The sequence below is a fragment of the Pontibacter saemangeumensis genome (genome assembly GCF_039541895.1).
Classification (GTDB): domain Bacteria; phylum Bacteroidota; class Bacteroidia; order Cytophagales; family Hymenobacteraceae; genus Pontibacter; species Pontibacter saemangeumensis.
Genome location: NZ_BAABHC010000005.1, coordinates 155,805 through 175,019, shown reverse-complemented (window position 1 = coordinate 175,019; position 19,215 = coordinate 155,805). Strand labels below are relative to the sequence as shown.

At 56.3% G+C, this 19,215-nt stretch carries 11 protein-coding genes and 2 tRNA genes; 6 read left to right on the top strand and 7 right to left on the bottom strand.

Annotated elements, in window-relative coordinates; translation table 11 throughout:
- Positions 1 to 152 precede the first annotated feature (152 nt).
- The 3 genes from ABD920_RS07050 (at position 153) to ABD920_RS07040 (ending at position 1,760) form a co-directional block, all read left to right on the top strand.
- A tRNA-Pro gene (locus tag ABD920_RS07050) sits at positions 153 to 226 on the top strand.
- Positions 227 to 390: 164 nt separating this feature from the next.
- Positions 391 to 1,542: an MFS transporter gene (locus tag ABD920_RS07045; RefSeq protein WP_345157846.1), complete on the top strand. Its 1,152-nt coding sequence runs from the start codon at positions 391 to 393 to the stop codon at positions 1,540 to 1,542.
- A gap of 144 nt (positions 1,543 to 1,686) precedes the next feature.
- Positions 1,687 to 1,760, top strand: a tRNA-Pro gene (locus tag ABD920_RS07040).
- Between the two features lie 76 nt (positions 1,761 to 1,836).
- On the opposite strand, the gene ABD920_RS07035 is transcribed toward ABD920_RS07040, so the two are convergent.
- Entirely contained in the window at positions 1,837 to 2,031 is a 195-nt protein-coding gene (locus ABD920_RS07035; protein ID WP_345157843.1) for a hypothetical protein, read from the bottom strand.
- A 517-nt stretch (positions 2,032 to 2,548) separates the two neighbouring features.
- On the opposite strand from ABD920_RS07035, the gene ABD920_RS07030 reads away from it, so the two are divergent.
- From ABD920_RS07030 to purU, 3 genes are all read left to right on the top strand, one after another.
- Positions 2,549 to 3,088 carry a hypothetical protein gene (locus tag ABD920_RS07030; RefSeq protein ID WP_345157842.1) on the top strand — a complete coding sequence of 180 codons (540 nt, stop codon included), beginning with the start codon at positions 2,549 to 2,551 and terminating at the stop codon, positions 3,086 to 3,088.
- Between the two features lie 609 nt (positions 3,089 to 3,697).
- Positions 3,698 to 6,646, top strand: a complete 2,949-nt coding sequence (locus tag ABD920_RS07025; RefSeq protein ID WP_345157841.1) for an FAD-binding and (Fe-S)-binding domain-containing protein — start codon at positions 3,698 to 3,700, stop codon at positions 6,644 to 6,646.
- Between the two features lie 188 nt (positions 6,647 to 6,834).
- Positions 6,835 to 7,674 (top strand): formyltetrahydrofolate deformylase, encoded by an 840-nt coding sequence (gene purU / locus ABD920_RS07020; RefSeq protein ID WP_345157839.1) that lies wholly within the window; start codon positions 6,835 to 6,837, stop codon positions 7,672 to 7,674.
- 10 nt (positions 7,675 to 7,684) lie between these two features.
- Here the strand turns inward: purU and ABD920_RS07015 are convergent, their stop codons facing one another.
- The 6 genes from ABD920_RS07015 to nirB form a co-directional block, all read right to left on the bottom strand.
- Positions 7,685 to 9,178 carry a rubredoxin gene (locus ABD920_RS07015; protein ID WP_345157838.1) on the bottom strand — a complete coding sequence of 498 codons (1,494 nt, stop codon included), beginning with the start codon at positions 9,176 to 9,178 and terminating at the stop codon, positions 7,685 to 7,687.
- Between the two features lie 18 nt (positions 9,179 to 9,196).
- Positions 9,197 to 12,724, bottom strand: coding sequence for a molybdopterin-dependent oxidoreductase (locus tag ABD920_RS07010; protein WP_345157837.1), 3,528 nt, complete (start codon positions 12,722 to 12,724; stop codon positions 9,197 to 9,199).
- Between the two features lie 233 nt (positions 12,725 to 12,957).
- Positions 12,958 to 14,322: an MFS transporter gene (locus ABD920_RS07005; RefSeq protein WP_425568568.1), complete on the bottom strand. Its 1,365-nt coding sequence runs from the start codon at positions 14,320 to 14,322 to the stop codon at positions 12,958 to 12,960.
- 61 nt (positions 14,323 to 14,383) lie between these two features.
- Positions 14,384 to 15,670 (bottom strand): alginate export family protein, encoded by a 1,287-nt coding sequence (locus tag ABD920_RS07000; RefSeq protein ID WP_345157836.1) that lies wholly within the window; start codon positions 15,668 to 15,670, stop codon positions 14,384 to 14,386.
- Between the two features lie 240 nt (positions 15,671 to 15,910).
- Positions 15,911 to 16,267, bottom strand: a complete 357-nt coding sequence (gene nirD / locus ABD920_RS06995) for a nitrite reductase small subunit NirD (protein WP_345157835.1) — start codon at positions 16,265 to 16,267, stop codon at positions 15,911 to 15,913.
- A 50-nt stretch (positions 16,268 to 16,317) separates the two neighbouring features.
- Positions 16,318 to 18,822 (bottom strand): nitrite reductase large subunit NirB, encoded by a 2,505-nt coding sequence (gene nirB, locus ABD920_RS06990; protein ID WP_345157833.1) that lies wholly within the window; start codon positions 18,820 to 18,822, stop codon positions 16,318 to 16,320.
- Between the last annotated feature and the right edge of the window lie 393 nt (positions 18,823 to 19,215).

Here is a 19,215-nt window from a genome sequence, read left to right as displayed (position 1 = left end):
GCTTCCACGAGCGGCTATGGAAAAGAAACGCTGGCGCGGAGCAAATTTTGCCAAGGCATTGGTAAAATGGTTTCCGCTGCGTAACTTGCATCGCAATGGAAGCACACGCCCTGCCTTTCTGCAGCGCTTTTGGTTTCTTTTAAGTATCAGTTCGGGGTGTAGCGTAGCCCGGTATCGCGCCACATTTGGGATGTGGAGGTCGTAGGTTCGAATCCTGCCACCCCGACATATAAAAAAGCCCGCTTCTCTCTTAAGAGAGGCGGGCTTTTTTATGCCCTGTTTTACCCGCGGTTAACAGGCGCGTTCGGAATACTTCCCCATTTTTATATCGCAAGCAGCCCGTTTATTGCGGCTAAGTCAGGATATTTGCACCCGTAAAGAATTGTTGCCATGGATTCTAAAATAAAGCAGCGGGTTTCGCTCAGTGCCTTTTTCCTCCTCTCCGGGTTTTGCTTTTCGAGCTGGGCATCCCGTATCCCGACCATCAAAACAGCCTTTGGGTACAACGAGGCGGAGTTAGGCAGCATTCTGCTCGCCATGCCTATCAGCTCCCTGATCGGCCTCCCCTTTTCCGGTTGGCTCATCACCAGGTTCGACAGCCGGGTGCCCTTGTCGGTTGCCTTTGTTCTATATGCGGTGTGCCTGTCGCTCATCAGCTTTGCCAGCACCACCGCTACGCTTGTGGCGGCGATCTTCCTGTTTGCGTTTTGCATGCGGATACTCAATATCTCCATGAACACGCAGGCCATTACGCTCCAGAAGCAGTACGCGCGCAAAATCAACGGCTCTTTCCATGGGCTCTGGAGCACTGGCGGCATCGTGGGGGTCGGCTATACCACCCTGATGGTGGCGCTGGATATTCCGATGGTCCCACATCTGCTGTCAGTGTCAGGCATCGCGATCCTGGCGACGCTGGCATGCTACCGGTTTCTGCTGCGCAACGACAGGGCTGCCGCAGGCAACAAACTGGCCTTCGGCAAACCTGACCCTTATATCCTGTACCTGGGGCTGCTGGTGTTTTTCGCGGCTATCTGCGAAGGCGGCATGTTCGACTGGAGCGGCATTTACTTCCAGGAAGTGGTGCGGGTGGATATCTTCACTTCCGGCTACCTGGTCTTCATGGCGTTCATGGCGCTCTCGCGGTTTCTCTCCGATCGCATCATCGACAGGATCGGTATGCCTGCCACCTATATGGTGAGCGCTGTTTTCATTTTCGCAGGCATCGGGCTGGCTACGCTTGTGCCGCGCTTCTGGCCTGCCATGGTCGGGTTTTCGCTGGTAGGATTTGGCACTGCCGCCGTCATACCCATGACCTATACCTTGGCGGGTGCCTCCAAAAAATACTCTCCCGGCATGGCCATCTCGATCATCGCGACCTATGGCATTGTCGGCATGCTGATTGGGCCGCCGATGATTGGCTACCTGGCCCATGCTTTTAACCTGCGGGTATCGTTTATTGCCTTTGCCTTCGCCGGGTTCATGTTCATCCCCATCTCCCAGCTGTTCTTCAAAAAAGAGGCCCAGGTGGCAGCGGCCCGCTAATATTGTATCTGATTATCAACCCACTATAAAAACATGCGCGGGCGCTGCTATATACAGCGGCGGGCCTCAGGCAAACTTATATATCCCCTCCCTTTTAAAAAGTCTTGCATTTGTTGCGGAAGGCTTTTATTTTGCCGTCAGATTCGGGGTGTAGCGTAGCCTGGTATCGCGCCAGCATGGGGTGCTGGAGGTCGCAGGTTCAAATCCTGCCACTCCGACAAATAAAGAGGCCGTTTATATCGCATAAACGGCCTCTTATCATTATAGGAACCCCCGGAGGCAACGCCTTCCTTATCACTCCTTCATCCGCTTTACCCTGTTTCTTAGGGTTTCGCCGATATGGTTAACCTGGGAAACCACGAATTCTGCTTCTGTTTTGTGGAGTTCCTCTACTTTACTTTCAAAATCGGAGACATCTGCCTCGGTGGCCATATTGGCAACTATTTCGGTGGCAATGATCTTCAGCTCTCTTTTCCTTTCCGTGTTCATTGTCTGCGCAAATCAGCTGCGTGCACTCTACCAACTGATCCAAAGTATAATTCTTTCACTCACTCGTGCTCAGGACGTTGTAGAGTTACACAGGGTAATTTTAAAAAAGTTTTTGAATGACTATGGTTTCCTGAGCACAGAAAGTGCCCCCCGCACTTTCATGCTTCTTTAACAAGCAACTTGCTGGATTATTGCGCACGTGCTGCAAAAAAGCTGCAGCCGGTGCTTCAAAAGGCGGCGGCTTCTTCTTTGGCTTAAAATTACCGTCTTGTTCAAAGCGCGTGTTACCAGTGTTACAAACCCATCCCTCCTGCCTATAGGAACAACGTATATATGTCTGTACAAGGCTTTTTTATGTGTTTATAGAACCTTTTAGTCTTTTTAACATACATGTATGCAGAACCGGCGCTGATGCAAAATTATCCCCGATGCCAACATGGGCAGCGTATGCCTGCAAGGCTTGCGCATGGGAACTGCTGAGAAGCTGCACTAACAAAGAAACCAAAACCCCAAAGCAATGATAAACCCTGTTTTAACCTACCTGCACGACTTCTATGGGGACGGGCAGTTTCACGACCTGACACCGTTGATGCAAAGAGACCCGTCCAATATTTCAGAGACCTATATACACAACCTCCACCTCGAGGGACTGATAGAGCTTCAGGAACCGTCCGCCTTCGAGGGTTCTAAAAACCCGGAACACATACACGCCATTTACGGCAGGCTGACGGAGCAGGGCAGTTACTATATGGAGGGCGCCCCCAAAATAGCAACGATCATCAACGCCATCAACAATCAGCTTATCCTGGACCTTATTTATAAGGATGAAAAAGGACATGAGGAAACGGTCGTGCTCTCGCCATATGTATATGGCAAAGACACGGAAGAGAGACCCACCGTATGGGGCCTGGTATTAGGTGAGGAAGAAAAGAAGCGCCGTTTCCTGCTGGATCAGATCACCATTACAGAAAAAACCGTGGGTAACTTTACGGTAAACAAGGAAATGATGCTTAGCCAGCCCCGGGACATTGATGTGGTTGCCCAGGTACAGTATTAACAGACGCAGCAGAGGATAGAACAGATATTGCCCCTTGCGGCAGCTTTGTCTCCGTTTTTGCTTCTGAAACAGGCGCCTGCCGGCCACCACCGGCAGGCGTTTTTTACAGGCGGCTATATATAAATCCCTCCGCCGTATATAAAAACCTTCGCTTCACGGGCAACCAACAGCCCTCCAACCCGCCAGGCAGCGCGTTTCTCTGTAGCACCCGCCACTCCACCGGAACGGGGTGCTGTTCAATCCCTTTCGGTGAGGGAAATTTTAGGCAACGGAGCCATATATAAATCCCCCTGTAGCGCTTTATAGCAGCTATTCCCCCAATTATTTAACTCTAAAGGGCCAACCGGCTCACAGCATCATCCCCGCTGCGTCGACAGCATCCTGTTTCACTTTTTGACTTTACCGTTCCTCTGCTTACCTTCGGGAGAAGAATCTTTGTTAAATAGGCAAGGCACCGGCTATATATGTTGCCACGCTTTTAAAAAAACAAAACAAAGATTGACAAAGGGTTAACGCATTTTACTAAACTCAGCGCCTATACCCCCTTCTCTGGCCGTTGCAGGAGATGCCTCTTGTGCTGCCGCCGGTACCGGGTTTGCGCTTTTATATATGGCTCCAGAAAAACTGAAACAACTTGCCGGGCAACTGGAAGGCGAGTTTTATTTCGATAACACCATGCGTACGCTGTACGCCACCGATGCCTCGGCCTACCGCGAGATGCCCCAGGCCGTCGCCTTCCCGAAGTCTGTGGCGGATATAAAAAAGCTGATCCGGTTTGCCCGCCAGGAGGTCACCTCGCTTATCCCGCGCACGGCCGGCACCTCGCTTGCGGGCCAGGTAGTGGGCAACGGCATCGTGGTGGACGTGTCGCGCGCCTTCACCCAGATACTGGAGGTGAACCCGGAGGAAAGCTGGGTGCGCGTGCAGCCGGGCGTGATCCGCGATGAGCTGAACATGTTCCTGAAGCCCTACGGCCTCTACTTCGGCCCGGAAACCTCCACGGCCAACCGCGCGATGATCGGGGGAATGGTGGGCAACAACTCCTGCGGCTCCAACTCGGTTATATATGGCAGCACCCGCGAGCACACGATCTCGGTGAAAGCTATTCTCAGCGACGGTACCGAAGCCGAGTTCGGTGTGCTGCCCCAGGAAGAGTTTGACGCGAAATGCCGGGGAGAGAACACGTCGGGCGAGTTGGAGACCCGCATCTACCAGGCGACCAAAGCCATGCTGTCGCATGCGCAGACGCAGGAGAACATACGGCGGGAGTTCCCGAAGCCCAGCATCCACCGCCGCAACACCGGCTACGCCATCGACCTGCTGCTGGAGTCGGAGCCGTTTACGGCGGGCAAAGAGCCCTTTAACTTCTGCAAACTGATCGCGGGGTCCGAGGGCACGCTGGCTTTCCTGACGGAGATCAAGCTGCACGTGAACCCGCTGCCGCCAAAGGAAACCGGCCTGCTGTGCATCCACTGCCACAGCATCGACGAGTCGCTGCGGGCCAACCTGGTGGCGCTCCGCTACAAGCCCAGCGCCAGCGAGCTCATGGACAGCTATATACTGGAGTGCACCAAAACCAACATTGAGCAAAGCCAGAACCGCTTCTTCGTGAAAGGCGACCCGGGAGCCATCCTGGTGGTGGAGCTGGGGAGCGACAACCTGGAGGAGGTAAAGGAGCGGGCGGCGGCGCTGGTGCAGGACCTGGAAAAGAACGGCCTGGGCTACCACTACCCGCTCGTGACCGGCCCCGACACGAAGAAAGTTTGGACGCTGCGCAAAGCGGGCCTCGGGCTGCTTTCCAACGTGCCCGGCGACGCGAAGCCCGTGGCCGTGATCGAGGACACGGCCGTGGACGTGAACGACCTGCCGGAGTTTATCCGGGAGTTCAACCTCACGCTGGAGCAGTATAATTTATATTGCGTGCACTATGCCCACGCCGGCAGCGGCGAACTGCACCTGCGCCCCATCATCAACCTGAAGACAGAGGAAGGCAACAAGCTTTTCCGCGACATCGCCACCGAGATCGCCCACCTCGTGAAAAAGTACCGGGGCTCCCTGAGCGGCGAGCACGGCGACGGCCGCCTGCGCGGGGAGTTTATCCCGTTCATGATCGGGGAAGAGAACTACAAACTGGTGGAGGAAGTGAAGCGCGTCTGGGACCCGTCCAACATCTTCAACCCCGGCAAGATCGTGAACACGCCCTCCATGAACACCTTCCTGCGCTACGACCCAGGCCAGGAAACGCCGGAGTTCGACACCGTTTTCCGCTTCGGCCAGGTCGGGGGCGTGCTGCGGGCAGCCGAGCTGTGCAACGGCTCCGGCGACTGCCGCAAAACGCACCTGACGGGCGGCACCATGTGCCCGAGCTATATGGTGACGCGCAACGAAAAGGACACCACCCGGGGCCGCGCCAACATGCTGCGCGAGTTCCTGACGCGCTCCACCAAAGAGAACCGCTTCGACCACGAGGAGATCATGGACACCATGCACACGTGCCTCTCCTGCAAAGGCTGCAAGTCAGAGTGCCCCTCCAACGTGGACGTGGCCAAGCTGAAGGCGGAGTTCCTGCAGCACTACTACGATGCCAACGGCGTGCCCTTCCGTACGCGGCTGATAGGTAATTTCACCAAGGCGAACCAGCTGGCCGCCATGGCGCCGGGCATCTACAACTTCCTGTTTAAGAACAACGCCACGGCCGCCATCGCTAAAAAAATGATGGGCTTCGCGCCGAAGCGCACGCTGCCGCTGCTGCAGGAAACCACGCTGCGCAGCTGGTTTAAGAAGCATAAGCGGCAAAAGACCTATGGCAACAGGCAGCAGCCGGCCAAAAAGAAAGTGTACCTGTTCTGCGACGAGTTCACCAACTACAACGACACCCACATCGGCAAAACGGCGGTGCTGCTGCTGGAGCGGCTGGGGTATGAAGTGGAGATTCCGAAGCACGAGGAAAGCGGGCGCACCTATATGTCGAAGGGGTTGCTGCGGGAGGCCAAGAAGCTGGCGCAGCAAAACGTGGCCCTGCTCAAGGACCTTATCTCGAGCGACACGCCGCTGGTGGGCATCGAGCCCTCCTGCATCCTCTCCTTCCGCGATGAATATATGGATCTGGTGGACGCCGACCAGGAGGAAGACGCTAAATCACTTTCCATCAACTGCCTGCAGTTCGATGAGTTTATCGCCCGCGAGATCCTCAGCGGCCACATCGACAAGAGCCTGTTCAAGGACGAGGCACGGCTGATTAAGCTGCACGGGCACTGCCACCAGAAAGCGCTGTCGTCGGTGCTATATACCCAACAGATGCTCACTTTGCCTAAAAACTACAAGGTGGAGCACATCCCGTCGGGTTGCTGCGGCATGGCCGGCTCTTTTGGCTACGAGGCCGAGCATTACGACATCTCCATGCAGGTGGGGGAACTGGTGCTGTTCCCGACGGTGCGGCAGCAGCCGGAGGAGGTGATCATCGCCGCCCCCGGCACCAGTTGCCGCCACCAGATCCACGACGGCACCGGCCGCAAAGCCCTCCACCCGATTGAGGTGTTGTATGATGCTTTGCGGTAGGAGCAACTATACCTGCTTCAAGTTTCCAACTTGAAGCTTTCATGAGGTCAGTTTTTAACTGGCGGATATATATGATGAAGTATATATGATAATAAAGTGGGTAACGCCAGTTGAAAACTGGCGCTATATAAACCACAAGTTGAAAACTTGCGGTATGCAAGAGAAGACAATGCCTTACAACTGAACACATGCTCTCGCACATTCTCCTGATCAACTGCCCGGACCAAAGCGGGCTCGTCTATAAAGTCACAGGCATCTTGTACAATAAGTATGACCTGAACATCATCCGGAACGGGGAGTTCGTGGAGAGGAACTTCAACCATTTCTTTATGCGCACAGAATTCTCCGGGGAGTTTGACCGGGAGGAGCTGCTGCAGGACCTGTATGCCGTTCTGCCCGAAAACGTAGACATAAAGCTCACGGATAGAAGGAAAAAGGACATAGTTTTGCTCGCGACCAAAGAACACCACTGCCTCAGCGACCTGCTCATCCGGCACACGTTCAACGAGCTGAATGCCAACGTGCTTTGCGTGGTCAGCAACTATGACGTGCTGGAAGAACTGACACGGAAGTTTGACATTCCCTTCCATCACGTCAGCCATATAGGGCTGAGCAGGGAGGCCCATGAGGCGGCGGTGCTCGAAACCATTCAGCAGTATAACCCGGAGTTTGTGGTACTGGCCAAGTACATGCGCATCCTGTCAGGTGATTTTGTGGCCCATTTCACCAACCGGCTTGTCAACATCCACCACTCCTTTCTTCCCGCCTTTGTGGGGGCTAACCCTTATGCCCAGGCCTATGAGCGGGGCGTAAAGATCATCGGGGCCACCGCCCACTTCGTGAACAACGACCTGGACCAGGGGCCCATCATCGCCCAGAGCGTGATACCGGTGGACCACACGCACAGCGCCCGCGAAATGGCCCAGGCTGGCCGGGATGTGGAGAAGAACGTGCTGGCGAAGTCGCTGAAGCTGGTGCTGAACGAACAGGTGTTCGTTTACCGGAACAAGACGATCATTTTCGAATAGCCCGTTCCGTTCAGGCCTTGCCCATCAGCAGGGTCTCCAGCTCGGCGGGCATAAAGTCCGCTTTTGGCGCGTCGCAGGTCGGGCAGTTGTAGATGGCAAGGGTCTCGAACGGAGTACCCGCCGCGATGTGATTGAGTGCGTCGCCCTGCTCCTCATCATATATGGTAAAGCAGTTCCTGCATTGGTACACCTGGTGCGTCGGCTGCTCTTCGTTCTCGGCTGCCGTATCTTCCTCGAGGTAAACGGCGCCTGTCATCAGTTCCGGTTCGCCCTGCATTTCATAGAACAGGTTACACAACTCTATCAGCGAGGCGCTCAGTTCCTGCCTGCTCACGTCTTTCCGGAAGCAGATATAATCTTTGGAGTTGGGGTTGAACTCGCGTGTATGCAGCACCTCAAAACGCTCGTCTCCAGGCTCCATTCCCTGTAGATGCTGTTGCTGCGTCCGGATAACGATGGAGCCGAACAAGCCTGTTTTCGGCTGCGTCTTGATGGCAAAGCACAGGCGGTAGGTCCGCACGTCTTCCTCGTTAAATTTCCGGACAAGGTAGTTCTTCAGCTCAAGCCCGTAGTCGCACAGGTCCTCCACCTGCCAGTTCAGCTCGTTGGAGGCATGGCGCACGTTAATCCGGTGCCTGCACAACACCACATCCCACACGTCCCGGTCTGCCAGCTCAATGCCCTTGATGATGATGGATTTCCAGGGGGTGGTATAGAGCTGGCCCACGCGGGTTTTCAGGCATATCCGGCAGACGTCCTTCAGAAAGGTGACCGAAAACAACTCGTCGCGGCGGTAGATGCCCAGCCACAGCTTGCTGCCATAACGGTTAAACCCCTCGTAGTAAGGCAGTTTAAAATCCGGCAGTTTCAAGGCCTCCGTTACCGGCTGCACCACAAAGTTGCCCCCTGCAGTCACCAGGCGGTGCAGCACGCTCCCCTCGATGGCCGGCTGGTCGTAAAACTGCTCCTTGTTGTCGAAAATAGCGCTTTCGATGGCGCTGCTGAGGCCGGGAATGTCCTCGGAGTACACGAGCGAAGGCCAGGCGTAGAGGATATTGGTCTTGGGGAAGCGTATATATAAGTACCAGTAGTTGCTGGTGCCGGACGCGATAAAATTCAGGTTTCCGGTGAAGAAAGGGAAAAACGTCTGGTTGTTGTCCACCAAGTTTATCTTCAGCTGGGGCCTGTAATCGAACAGGTCGAGGATGTCCTTATATACCCCTTCCCGGAGCCAGTCGGCGTGGTAAAACACATCCTCAATGGCGTACGCGCTGATGATGTTCGGGTGGATGTCGGCATCCAGCTCAAACATAATATCGGCCGCCATCAGATCCTGCTTCAGCACCTCCAGTTTGGCTTCCTCCACATAAAAAATGATCTGCTGCCTGTTTCCGAAGCGCACGTTTTCCACCCCGGCCTTCTCCGCGGCATCCAATATGCCGTACAGATCGCCGGCAGACACCATGCCACCGGGCAGGTTTATCTTCACTAAGTTCTTCCTCATCGTCATCTCCGTTTTATGTTAGCTGAGGGCCGCCTCCTTTAATTCCAGCCTCAGGGTTTTTTCCAGGATCTGTTTCACCTCCGGCCGGCAGGAGCCGCAGCCCATTCCGGCACCCGTTTGGGCACAGAGCGTTTTCAGATCCGTGCAGCCTTCCGTTACCTTCTGCCGGATGTTCTCACTGCCCACGTTGTTGCAACTGCACACCAGCTTGCCCAGCACCGGCTCCGCCTTGTTGCCGCTTCGCAGCAGCTGCAGGCGCTTCTCGCTCAGCTCAATGCGGTTCGAGATCAGCTCCCTGTACTCCTGGAACTCTGATTTATCGCCTATCAGGATGGTGCCCACCAGCCTGTCCTGGTGTATGATGCATTTCTTGTAGTAGCGCTTGGCCTTGTCTATGAAAACGATCTCCTCGTAGTGCTCCTCGTCGGGGCTCTCCGCCAGACCGATGCTGCACAGATCGAAGCCATGGATCTTGATGATGTTCATGAACGTGCTGCCCTCGTAGTAGCTGGCGATGTTGCCGTTCAGGTGCTGCGCCACCACCTCCGCCTGCTGCTCGGCGGCGGCCGTAATGCCATATAGCACCCCGTTGAACTCGGCTATCTCCCCGATGGCGTAGATGTTGGGGTCACTAGTTTGCAGCCGCTCGTTTACCAGCACGCCGCGCTTGCACTCCAGGCCGCAGGCCCGGGCCAGCTCCAGGTTCGGCACGGTGCCGATGGCGATGATCATGGCATCGCAGTCGATCCGGTGGCCGCTTTTCAGGCCTACGCCCGTCAGCTTCGACCGCCCGTAATACAGTTGCACCTCGTCGTTGTAGTAGATATCGCAGCCCTGGTCTATCATTTCCTCGTGTAGCAGCTGGCTCCCCAAAGGGTCCAGCTGGCGGTCCAGGAAGCGCGATACCCGCTGGATGATGGTGATCTTCACCCCGATCTCCCGCAGGGAAGCCGCCATTTCCAACCCCAGCAAGCCGCCGCCCACAATCACCACATGGGCATTTTCCGGCACATGGTTTTTGAAGTTATCGGCATCGTTCCGGCTGCGCATGGTAAAGATGCCGGGCAGCGACGGCAGGTGCCTGGGCACCGCAGCCCGGCTACCGGTGGCCATCAGCAGCACATCGTAGTTGGTCCGGATGCCCCGCGAGTCGGTGACGAACTTGTTTTCCCTATCAATCTGCTCCACGCTCACCCCCCGCAGCAGTTCGATGTTGTAAGCAGGCTCTTCCGAGTCCTGCATCTTCACCAGTTGCTGCCAGCTCTGCTGCCCGCTGATATAATCGGGCAGCATCACGCGGTTGTAGAACGGGAAATCCTCTTTGCTGAAGATGGTGATCTCGTCGTCCTCGTTGATTTCACGGTAGGACTTCACAAACCCGTAGGCACCCGCGCCGGCCCCTATCACCACGATGCGCTGGAACGGCTTCCGGTATTTCTGCACCTCCACCGCACAGAACTTAAAGTCAGGCTCTTTCGAGATCGGGTCCAGCAGGTCGCTGGTAACGTTGTTGGCCCGGTTGAGGTCGCTGCCCAGTATCTTGCCCCAGTGCATCGGCAGGAACACCACGCCCTGCTTTATATGGGCAGACAACTGCGCTTTCACGCGCACCTCGCCCCTTCTCGATTTCACTTCCACGATGTCTCCCCCGGCTATCTGCAGGCGCTCCGCATCGGCGGGGTTTATCTCCAGGAAGGCCTGTGGTATATGCTTCTTCAGCTTGTTCACCTTGCCGGTCTTGCTCATGGTGTGCCACTGGTCGCGGATACGGCCGGTGGTCAGGATCAGCGGGAAATCGGCATTTGGCTGCTCACTGCTTACCTCGTCGGAGGGCGCATGTATAATGGCCTTCGTGGATGGGGTATAAAACAGCCTGTCGGTAAAAAGCCGTGCTTTTCCCTTGCCGGTTTCGCCGGCTATATAGGGCCACTGCACACTGCGGTTCGCTTTCAGCACCTCGTAGCTCAGCCCGCTCACGTCGATGTTCGTGCCGGCAGTCAACTGGGTGTGCTCTTTATATATGTCGGCAAAACTTGGATAGTCGAAGCCCCGGTAACCCATCTTCCGGGCAAAGCGGCATATGATCTCAGCATCCGGCAAGGCCTCTCCCGGCGCATCGATCACCTTGGGGAGGTAACTCACGCGCCGCTCCGAGTTGGTCATCGTTCCCTCCTTCTCCGCCCAGGCCGCGGCAGGCAGCAGCACATCGGCATATGGCAGCGTCTCGGGTTTGTTGCTGATCTCCTGCACCACCACAAACCTTGCTTTCTTCAGGCCTTCCTCGGCCATGCGCACGTTCGGCAGGCTGGTGAGCGGGTTGGTGCAGAGAATCCAGATGGCTTTCAGGCGCCCGTCGTTCAGGGCCTCGAACATTTCGGTGGCCGTGAGTCCGGGTTTCTCGGATATAACTGTGCCGCCCCAGAACTTCTGCACCTCTGCGCGGTGTGCCGGGTCGTTGAGGTTGCGGTGCGCCGCCAGCAGGTTAGACAAACCGCCCACTTCCCTGCCGCCCATGGCGTTGGGCTGGCCGGTGAGGGAGAAAGGGCCGGCGCCGGGCCTGCCGATGTTCCCGGTGATCAGGTTCAGGTTGATCAGGCTCAGGTTCTTATTCACGCCGTTGGCGCTCTGGTTCAGCCCCATCGTCCACATGGAGATGAAACCTTTCGCGTTGCCTATATAGGATGCCGCCAACCGGATCTCGGCTTCCGTTACGCCGCAGATCTGGGCAGACTTCGCCACCGTTTTCTGGAACACCACCTCGCGGTACTGCTCGAAGCCCTGCGCATGGTTCCGTATAAAATCCAGGTCAATGTCGCCGTTTTCGATCAGCACCCGGCCGATGGCGTGGTTCAGCGTGACGTCGGTGCCGGGGTTGAGCTGGAGGTGCAGGTCGGCGATGGCGCAGGTGTCCGTTACCCGCGGGTCCACCACAATGATCTTCACCTCGGGGTGCTCCGCCTTGTGCGCCTCCACCCTTCTCCAGAGGATGGGGTGGCACCAGGCCGGGTTGGCCCCGGTCACATAAAAGCAATCCGCCAGTTCAATGTCATCGTAGCAGATCGGCACGCTGTCCTCGCCGAGCGCCATTTTATATCCGGCCACGGCACTGCTCATGCACAGGCGCGAGTTGGTGTCGATGTTGTTGCTGCCGATAAAGCCTTTGATGAGCTTGTTGATGACGTAATACTCCTCCGTCAGGCACTGCCCCGAGGCATAAAACGCCACCGACTCCGGCCCGTATTTCTCGATGAAAGTCCTGAAAACAGCGGCCGTTCGCTCCAGGGCCGTGTCCCAGGTCACACGCTGCCGCGGCATGTTCTTGTTGTAGCGCATCTCCGGGTACAGCAGCCGGTCACTTTTGTCGTTCACCGTGTACTGCAGGTGCATGCCTTTGCTGCACAGCATGCCCTTGTTCACCGGGTGCTCCTTGTCCCCGGACACACTGACAGTGCCGTTCTTTTCCCTGTTCACCACTACGCCGCAGCCCACGCCACAATAGCAACACGTGCTGGAAAAGGAATTCTTATGTTGCGTATCTACTGGCATATCAAGTTATTTAGGAGGCGCTTTAGTCCTCTTCTAAGGGGGACTAAAGCGCCAGTTTCATCAGCTAAAGCAATGTATATAGGGTGCGTGCGTCTTCGCTCGTATCTGCTATTCCTGGTCCTCTGGTCCAGTGAAGTCTCCGACTCCACATTCATCCCAAGTCACGAATCTAAAGATTCGCGCCGGCTCGGGTAGAAGCTAAAGGCCCTGCTCCCGAGAGGGGCACTTTCGCATTACCTGACTTCCTCCACCTCGTAGGCGGGTTCAGCAACCATGATCGTCTCCTTCTCAGCCAGCAGCAGGTCCATTTCGGCCTGCGCCTCCCGCTCCATCTCCGGTGAGAAACGCACCAGCAGCGCCAGTATGGAGGTGCCGGCTACCACCAGCCCGATGATGAAAAGGGCCTCGGGGTACGACAGGTTATCCACCTTGAAGAGGAAGCCCGCCGCCACGGCACCCGCGTTGCCGCCGGCCCCCACGATGCCCGACACCGCGCCCATGGCTCTCTTGTTGATGAAAGGCACCACCGAAAAAGTAGCCCCCTCCGACATCTGCACAAAAAGGCTGAAGACGATCATGGCCATGATAGACAGCGGCAGCACCGTCATCTGCGAAAACACGAGCAGCGCCAGCCCCTCCACCAGGATCACTGCCCCGAGGAACCACACCCTGCCGGAGAGCCCCCAGCGGATACCGGCCTTGTCCCCGAAATAGCCGCCGAGGGTACGGGCAAAGATGTTCATCAGTCCGAACAAACCGGCAATTAGGCCGGCAGTGGCCAGGTCGAGGGCGAAATAGTCGTGGTAGTAGATGGCGGCGATGTTGTTGATGGTCAGCTCGATGCCGAAGCAGGCCCCGTAGAGCACGAACAGCGCCCAAACCCGGTAATCAGCGGCCGCTTTCCAGAAAGAATCCGTGTCCTTTTTCTTTTTGGCAACGGCTATATCCGACAAGTCGCCGATGTTGCCTGCCGGCGAGTCTTTGGTATAGAGGTAGTAGGCGATCCCGCACAGGATCATGGCCACACCCGGCACCACCATGGCATAACGCCAGGCCTGCGCCTCGATAAAGCCGGCCGCCACAAAGGCGGCGAAGATGAGCGGCATCACCATTTGCGTGATACCGCCGCCCAGGTTACCCCAGCCGGCTGTGGTCGCGTTGGCCGTGCCCACCACATTGGGCGCAAACATCACGGTGGTATGGTACTGCGTGATCACGAACGAAGCCCCGATCACGCCGATGGCCAGCCGGAACAGCAGGAAAGACTCATAGCTGTTGCTCAGCCCAATGAAGATGACCGGAAGCGAACCCAGAATCAGCAGGGCGGTGTACGCGATGCGCGGCCCGATCTTATCGCAGAGCCAGCCGATGGCCAGGCGCGCGATAACGGTGATGGCCACCGAGGAGATGATGATGTTCCCGATCTGGTCTTTTGTGAGGCTGAGCTCGTCGCGCACCACCGCCATCAGCGGCGCAATACCGAACCAGCCGAAAAAGCACAGAAAGAAAGCGAGCCACGAGAGGTGGAACGTCCGCATCTGAACCGTCTTCAGGCTGAACAAGTTGATGGAGGTGGCTTTTCTGTTCGTTCCCTTCATGATGATAAATTTTAATAGTGAGAGGTAGTTTCTTTTTGTATGATATGCCCCAAAGGGCGGCTTACTGTTTGAACAAGGTCGGCTTGAACGTGAGCATCACCCACGCCCACTGATTAAAACGCTCGCCGGACTTGCCTTTCAAAGCGTCCAGGGATGCGGTGGCGTAGAGTTGGGAGTAGCCCGCCTTCAGGTTGAATTCGGGGCTCACGTTCAGGTTATAGACCAGGTCGATCTCCTCGCCGAGCCGTGAATTCAGCTTGCCGGCCCCCTCCTGCGGATTATAGATGGTCGCGGGCGATTCGAAATGGTGAAGATGGGCAAGCAGCGCGCTTTTCTCCCCCAGCTTAAAGCTGGTTTTGAGGTAGAAATCCGCCAGGCCGGCCGTACGCCCCTGCTGCCCGTGGTTGTTGCCTACATAGAAGTAATCCATCAGCCCGTAGAAGCCGTGGTTGGTGCCATAAAGCGGCACAAAGGCTTTGTTGCGCGTGTCGTCGGCATCGGAGCCGGACAGATAATCCACCCCTATAGTGAGCGGGGTGAGCTTTGTGGCGAAGGTGGCGCGCAGGGCGGCCAGGTAAGCCTGCACTGTTCGGCCGGCGGGGTCCTTGCCGCCCTGGTAATACAGCTCCCCCCCCAGCCCGACAGCACCAAGGGTTTTCTCGGCGATCACCCCGTAGGTCTGGCGGAAAAACACCGTGGAGTCTGCCGCGCGCTGGCGCCCGTCGTTAAACACCAGGGCGGAGAATTTAGCGCCGCTTACCTCCTTGTGCAGCCACAGGTACTGCATGGTTTTATAGTTGTCGATGCCCCCGTAGAACGTGCCCTCCAGCTTTACGGGCTCCAGCGGCACGTTCTGGTTGAAGGCGGCCCCCGCATGCAGGGCAAATCCCGTGCTGTCGGCATATATAAACCGAACGGCGTCGTGGCTGCGCCCCTGCTGCGCCCAGTCCAGGTTCCCCAGGAAGCGGGTGTTGTCGTAGTCGAGCTCCTGCCGCCCCACCCTCACCGATAGGAAGGGAGTGAAGCTGTATTCGCCATATGCCTCGTATACATTCATGAGGCTGGGGTCTGCCTTATATATCTGGCTGGTACTTCCCCACACCCGCACGTCCTGCAGCGACAGCCGCAGCCGGATTTTATCCGACTGGTAATCTGCGTTCAGCCGCGACCGCTGCTCAATGAAGAAGGCCGGCGACTCGCCCTCGGCCTGCACGGATTTGAAGCCGTCGCGGAACTCCGCGCGCGGCCTTATCTCGGCCGATAACGTGAACTGTGCGAAGGACGCCTCCGTGCCGATCAGCAGCAGCGTTAGCACAAGCAGAATAATTCTTGTAAAGGGTACTCTCATACGCATTGGCTTTGTTGACTGAGAAAATTATTGTGTGTGCCTGCTGGCCGCATGAGGAAAGCGCAGCCCTTGCCCAGACGCCCGCAGGTGCTGCGCACGCTGCGAGGTCTTTGGCAGGCTTTCAGAAGTTTGCAACTGGCTAAAGGCTCCCGGTGGTGGAGACATGGTCAGGGTAAGAAACAGTGCAGGCAAGGCTGGCACCGCCCCTTTCTGTTATCGTACAGCTCTTGTTAGGCGCACCTACTCGATGCCAATATACACCCGGTCGCCTTCCACTTTCACAGGGTAGGTTTTGAGCTGGTAGTCTTCCCCCGTGAGGCACTCGCCGGAGAGGAGCGAGAAGGTTTTCTTGTGGAACGGGCAGGCCACTTTCGGCTCGCAGGTATCGCCGGTGCTGCCGATCATCCCCCGCGATAAAACCATCTGCTGCTTGTGCGGGCACAGGTTCTGGGTGGCGTACCACTCGCCGCGGCGGCTGAAGTTATAGATCGCGATCTGCTCACTCCCAACCTTCACGCAGCCTCCGCCATTCTGAGGCACATCGTCTGTTTTACAAACAAAAACCCACTCTACTGCTATGTCTATTACTGCTTCCATAAGGTTATATGATTTCAGTTTATATATGATTTAAGTCTATTGTTCGGCTGTTACCACTCCTTTGCCTTCACCTGCTCGCGCATCGTATCGAAAGCAACATGCGGGTCTTTCTCTTTCGGGGAGTTCACGAAGTGGGCGAACTGCTTGCGCAGGTCCGGGTTCTCCACCACCTCTTTCCACTCACAGTGGTAGCTGTTCACCAGGGCCTGCATCTCCGTCTCCAGTTGCGCACATATTCCCAGGCTGTCGTTGATGATCACGTTCTTCAGGTAGCTCAGGCCACCCTCCATTTTGTTCAGCCAGGTGGCGGTGCGGGTCAGGGCGTCGGCGGTGTTGATGTAGAACATCAGGAACCGGTCGAGGTATTTGATGCAGGTTTCCTTGTCGATGTCTGTGGCCAGGAGCTGGGCGTGCTGGGGCTTGGAGCCGCCGTTGCCGCCCACGTACAGGTTCCAGCCTTTTTCGGTGGCGATGATGCCGAAGTCCTTCGATTGCGCCTCCGCGCACTCCCGCACACAGCCGCTCACGCCGCCTTTTATCTTGTGCGGTGCCCGGATTCCACGGTAACGCTCTTCCACCTCGATGGCAAAAGACACGCTGTCGTGCAGGCCGAAGCGGCACCATGTGCTGCCCACGCAGCTCTTCACCGTACGCAGCGCCTTTCCGTAGGCGTGGCCGCTCTCGAATCCGGCGTCTATCAGCTCTTCCCATATATCCGGCAGGTCGCTGAGATGCGCCCCGAAGAGGTCGATGCGCTGGCCGCCGGTGATCTTGGTATATAAGCCGTACTTCTTGGCCACCTGCCCGATGATGATGAGTTTATCCGGTGTTATCTCGCCGCCCGGAATGCGGGGCACCACCGAGTAAGTACCACCTTTCTGGATGTTGGCCAGGTACCGGTCGTTGCTGTCCTGGATGGTGTGCTGCTTCACGATCACGTCGTTCCAGAGGCTGGCGAGGATGCTGGCCACGGCGGGTTTGCAGGACTCGCAGCCATCGCCTTTCCCGAAATGGTCCAGGGCGTCGTCGTAGGTTCTGATGTGGTTCAGCTTCAGCAGATCGAACAGCTCCTGGCGTGAGAAATCGAAGTGCTCGCACACCACGTTCTTGATATAGGTGCCGTTTGCCTTGAGCGTCTCGTTGATCAGGTCTTTCACCAGCGGCACGCAGCCGCCGCAGCCGGTGCCGGCCTTGTTGCACTTCTTCATCCCCTCCACCGTCGTCACGTTCAGGTCGGTCACGGCGCCGCATATATCCCCTTTCGATACGGCCTCGCAGGAACAGATCAGCGCTTCATCCGGCAAGGTGATTACACCCGCTCCCGCACTGGCCTCGCCTCCCCTGGAGCCCAGGATCAGGTCCTCCGGGTTTGGCGGCAGCACGATGTTGTTGTTCACCGTCTGCAGCAGGAGGTTATAGGCATCGGCATCCCCAATCAGCACCCCGCCCAGCAGGTACTTGCCGTCGTTGCTGATGTTGATGCGCTTGTAGATTCCTTTATGGGAATCCTCGAACACGATGGAGCGGCTGTCGGGCTCCGTCACAAAAGGGTCTCCGAAACTGGCCACGTCCACCCCGATCAGTTTTAGCTTCGTGCTCATGTCATAACCGGTGAAAGCTCTCTCGCCGGCGCATAGCTGCGTGGCCACCACTTCGGCCATCTCATATCCCGGTGCCACTAGGCCATAGATCATCCCGTCATATAGCGCGCACTCGCCTATGGCATATATGCTGGCGTCGCTGGTCTGCATCTGCTCGTTCACCACGATGCCGCCGCGCGTGCCGGTCTCCAGCCCTGCCAGTTTGGCTAGTTCATCGCGGGGGCGTATGCCCGCCGAGATCACCAGCATATCCACATCAAGGGAGGTATCATCGGCAAACTGCAGCCCTTTTATCGTGTCGGCCCCCAGAATACTGCTGGTGCTCTTGTTCATATGCACCTTCAGGCCCAGCTGCTCCAGCTTGGACTGTAGCATGGCGCTGCCGGCGGAGTCGATCTGCCGGGGCATCAGCCGGGGCGCGAACTCTATCACGTGTGTTTCCTCTATACCCAGGTCGATGAGCGCCTTCGCCGCTTCGAGGCCTAAGAGCCCACCGCCCAAAACGGCTCCCTTCCGGGCTGCTTTGGCGTACGTCTGTATCTGGTCGAGGTCCTCGAGGGTGCGGTACACGAACACGCCGTCCTTTTCCACGCCGGGGATGTCGGGCACAAAGGCCGAAGAGCCGGTGGCCAGCACGAGGTAATCGTAGGAGAGCGAGACACCTTTCAAGGAATGGATCGTTTTCTCAGCGCGGTTGATCTCTGTGATCGTGTCGCCGAGGTGCAGGGCGATGTTGTGCTCGCTGTACCACCCGAGGTGCGACATCGACAGGTCATCTGCAGACTTCCCGTTAAAGTATTCGCTCAGGTGCACCCGGTCGTAGGCGTGGCGCGGCTCTTCCCCGAAAACAACAATGCGGAAAGCGGTAGTTTTAGAGGTAAGCTTCTCACAAAACTTGTAGCCCACCATCCCGTTGCCTACTACTACTATTGTTTTGGAATCTTGCTGAGACATATCCATAGTTTCAATTTTAATCTGCTTCCAGGTCTGAGAAGGGTCAGCTATTGGCGCTCTTGGCTCGCTAACCACGGAAAATCTTACTCTTTGGCCCTAAATGCGTTTTTGCCATATTTTCAATCAAACATACGTAATAATTATTTATCAATCTATATAAGGCATGTAAATTGAAAATGTATCAAAATGAATCGTTGTTTTTGATAATTTAATAATTTTGACATAAACACGCTATTTAAGGCATATAAATTATCTTATTCTAATATTATGACTAATTAAAAAAAAATTAAAAATATTTAACACACCCTTTATTTCATTAACACTAAAAATAAATAACTATGCAGCTATCACTCAAATACCCCCTATAAAAATAGGGGGTATTTATTATTTATG

Coding starts and splice junctions, on each gene's coding strand:
- ABD920_RS07035 (WP_345157843.1), bottom strand. CDS start 2,031: ATGAACACGGAAAGGAAAAGAGAGCTGAAGATCATTGCCACCGAAATA.
- ABD920_RS07000 (WP_345157836.1), bottom strand. CDS start 15,670: ATGAGAGTACCCTTTACAAGAATTATTCTGCTTGTGCTAACGCTGCTG.
- ABD920_RS07015 (WP_345157838.1), bottom strand. CDS start 9,178: ATGAGGAAGAACTTAGTGAAGATAAACCTGCCCGGTGGCATGGTGTCT.
- nirB (WP_345157833.1), bottom strand. CDS start 18,822: ATGTCTCAGCAAGATTCCAAAACAATAGTAGTAGTAGGCAACGGGATG.
- nirD (WP_345157835.1), bottom strand. CDS start 16,267: ATGGAAGCAGTAATAGACATAGCAGTAGAGTGGGTTTTTGTTTGTAAA.
- ABD920_RS07030 (WP_345157842.1), top strand. CDS start 2,549: ATGATAAACCCTGTTTTAACCTACCTGCACGACTTCTATGGGGACGGG.
- ABD920_RS07045 (WP_345157846.1), top strand. CDS start 391: ATGGATTCTAAAATAAAGCAGCGGGTTTCGCTCAGTGCCTTTTTCCTC.
- ABD920_RS07005 (WP_425568568.1), bottom strand. CDS start 14,322: ATGAAGGGAACGAACAGAAAAGCCACCTCCATCAACTTGTTCAGCCTG.
- ABD920_RS07010 (WP_345157837.1), bottom strand. CDS start 12,724: ATGCCAGTAGATACGCAACATAAGAATTCCTTTTCCAGCACGTGTTGC.
- purU (WP_345157839.1), top strand. CDS start 6,835: ATGCTCTCGCACATTCTCCTGATCAACTGCCCGGACCAAAGCGGGCTC.
- ABD920_RS07025 (WP_345157841.1), top strand. CDS start 3,698: ATGGCTCCAGAAAAACTGAAACAACTTGCCGGGCAACTGGAAGGCGAG.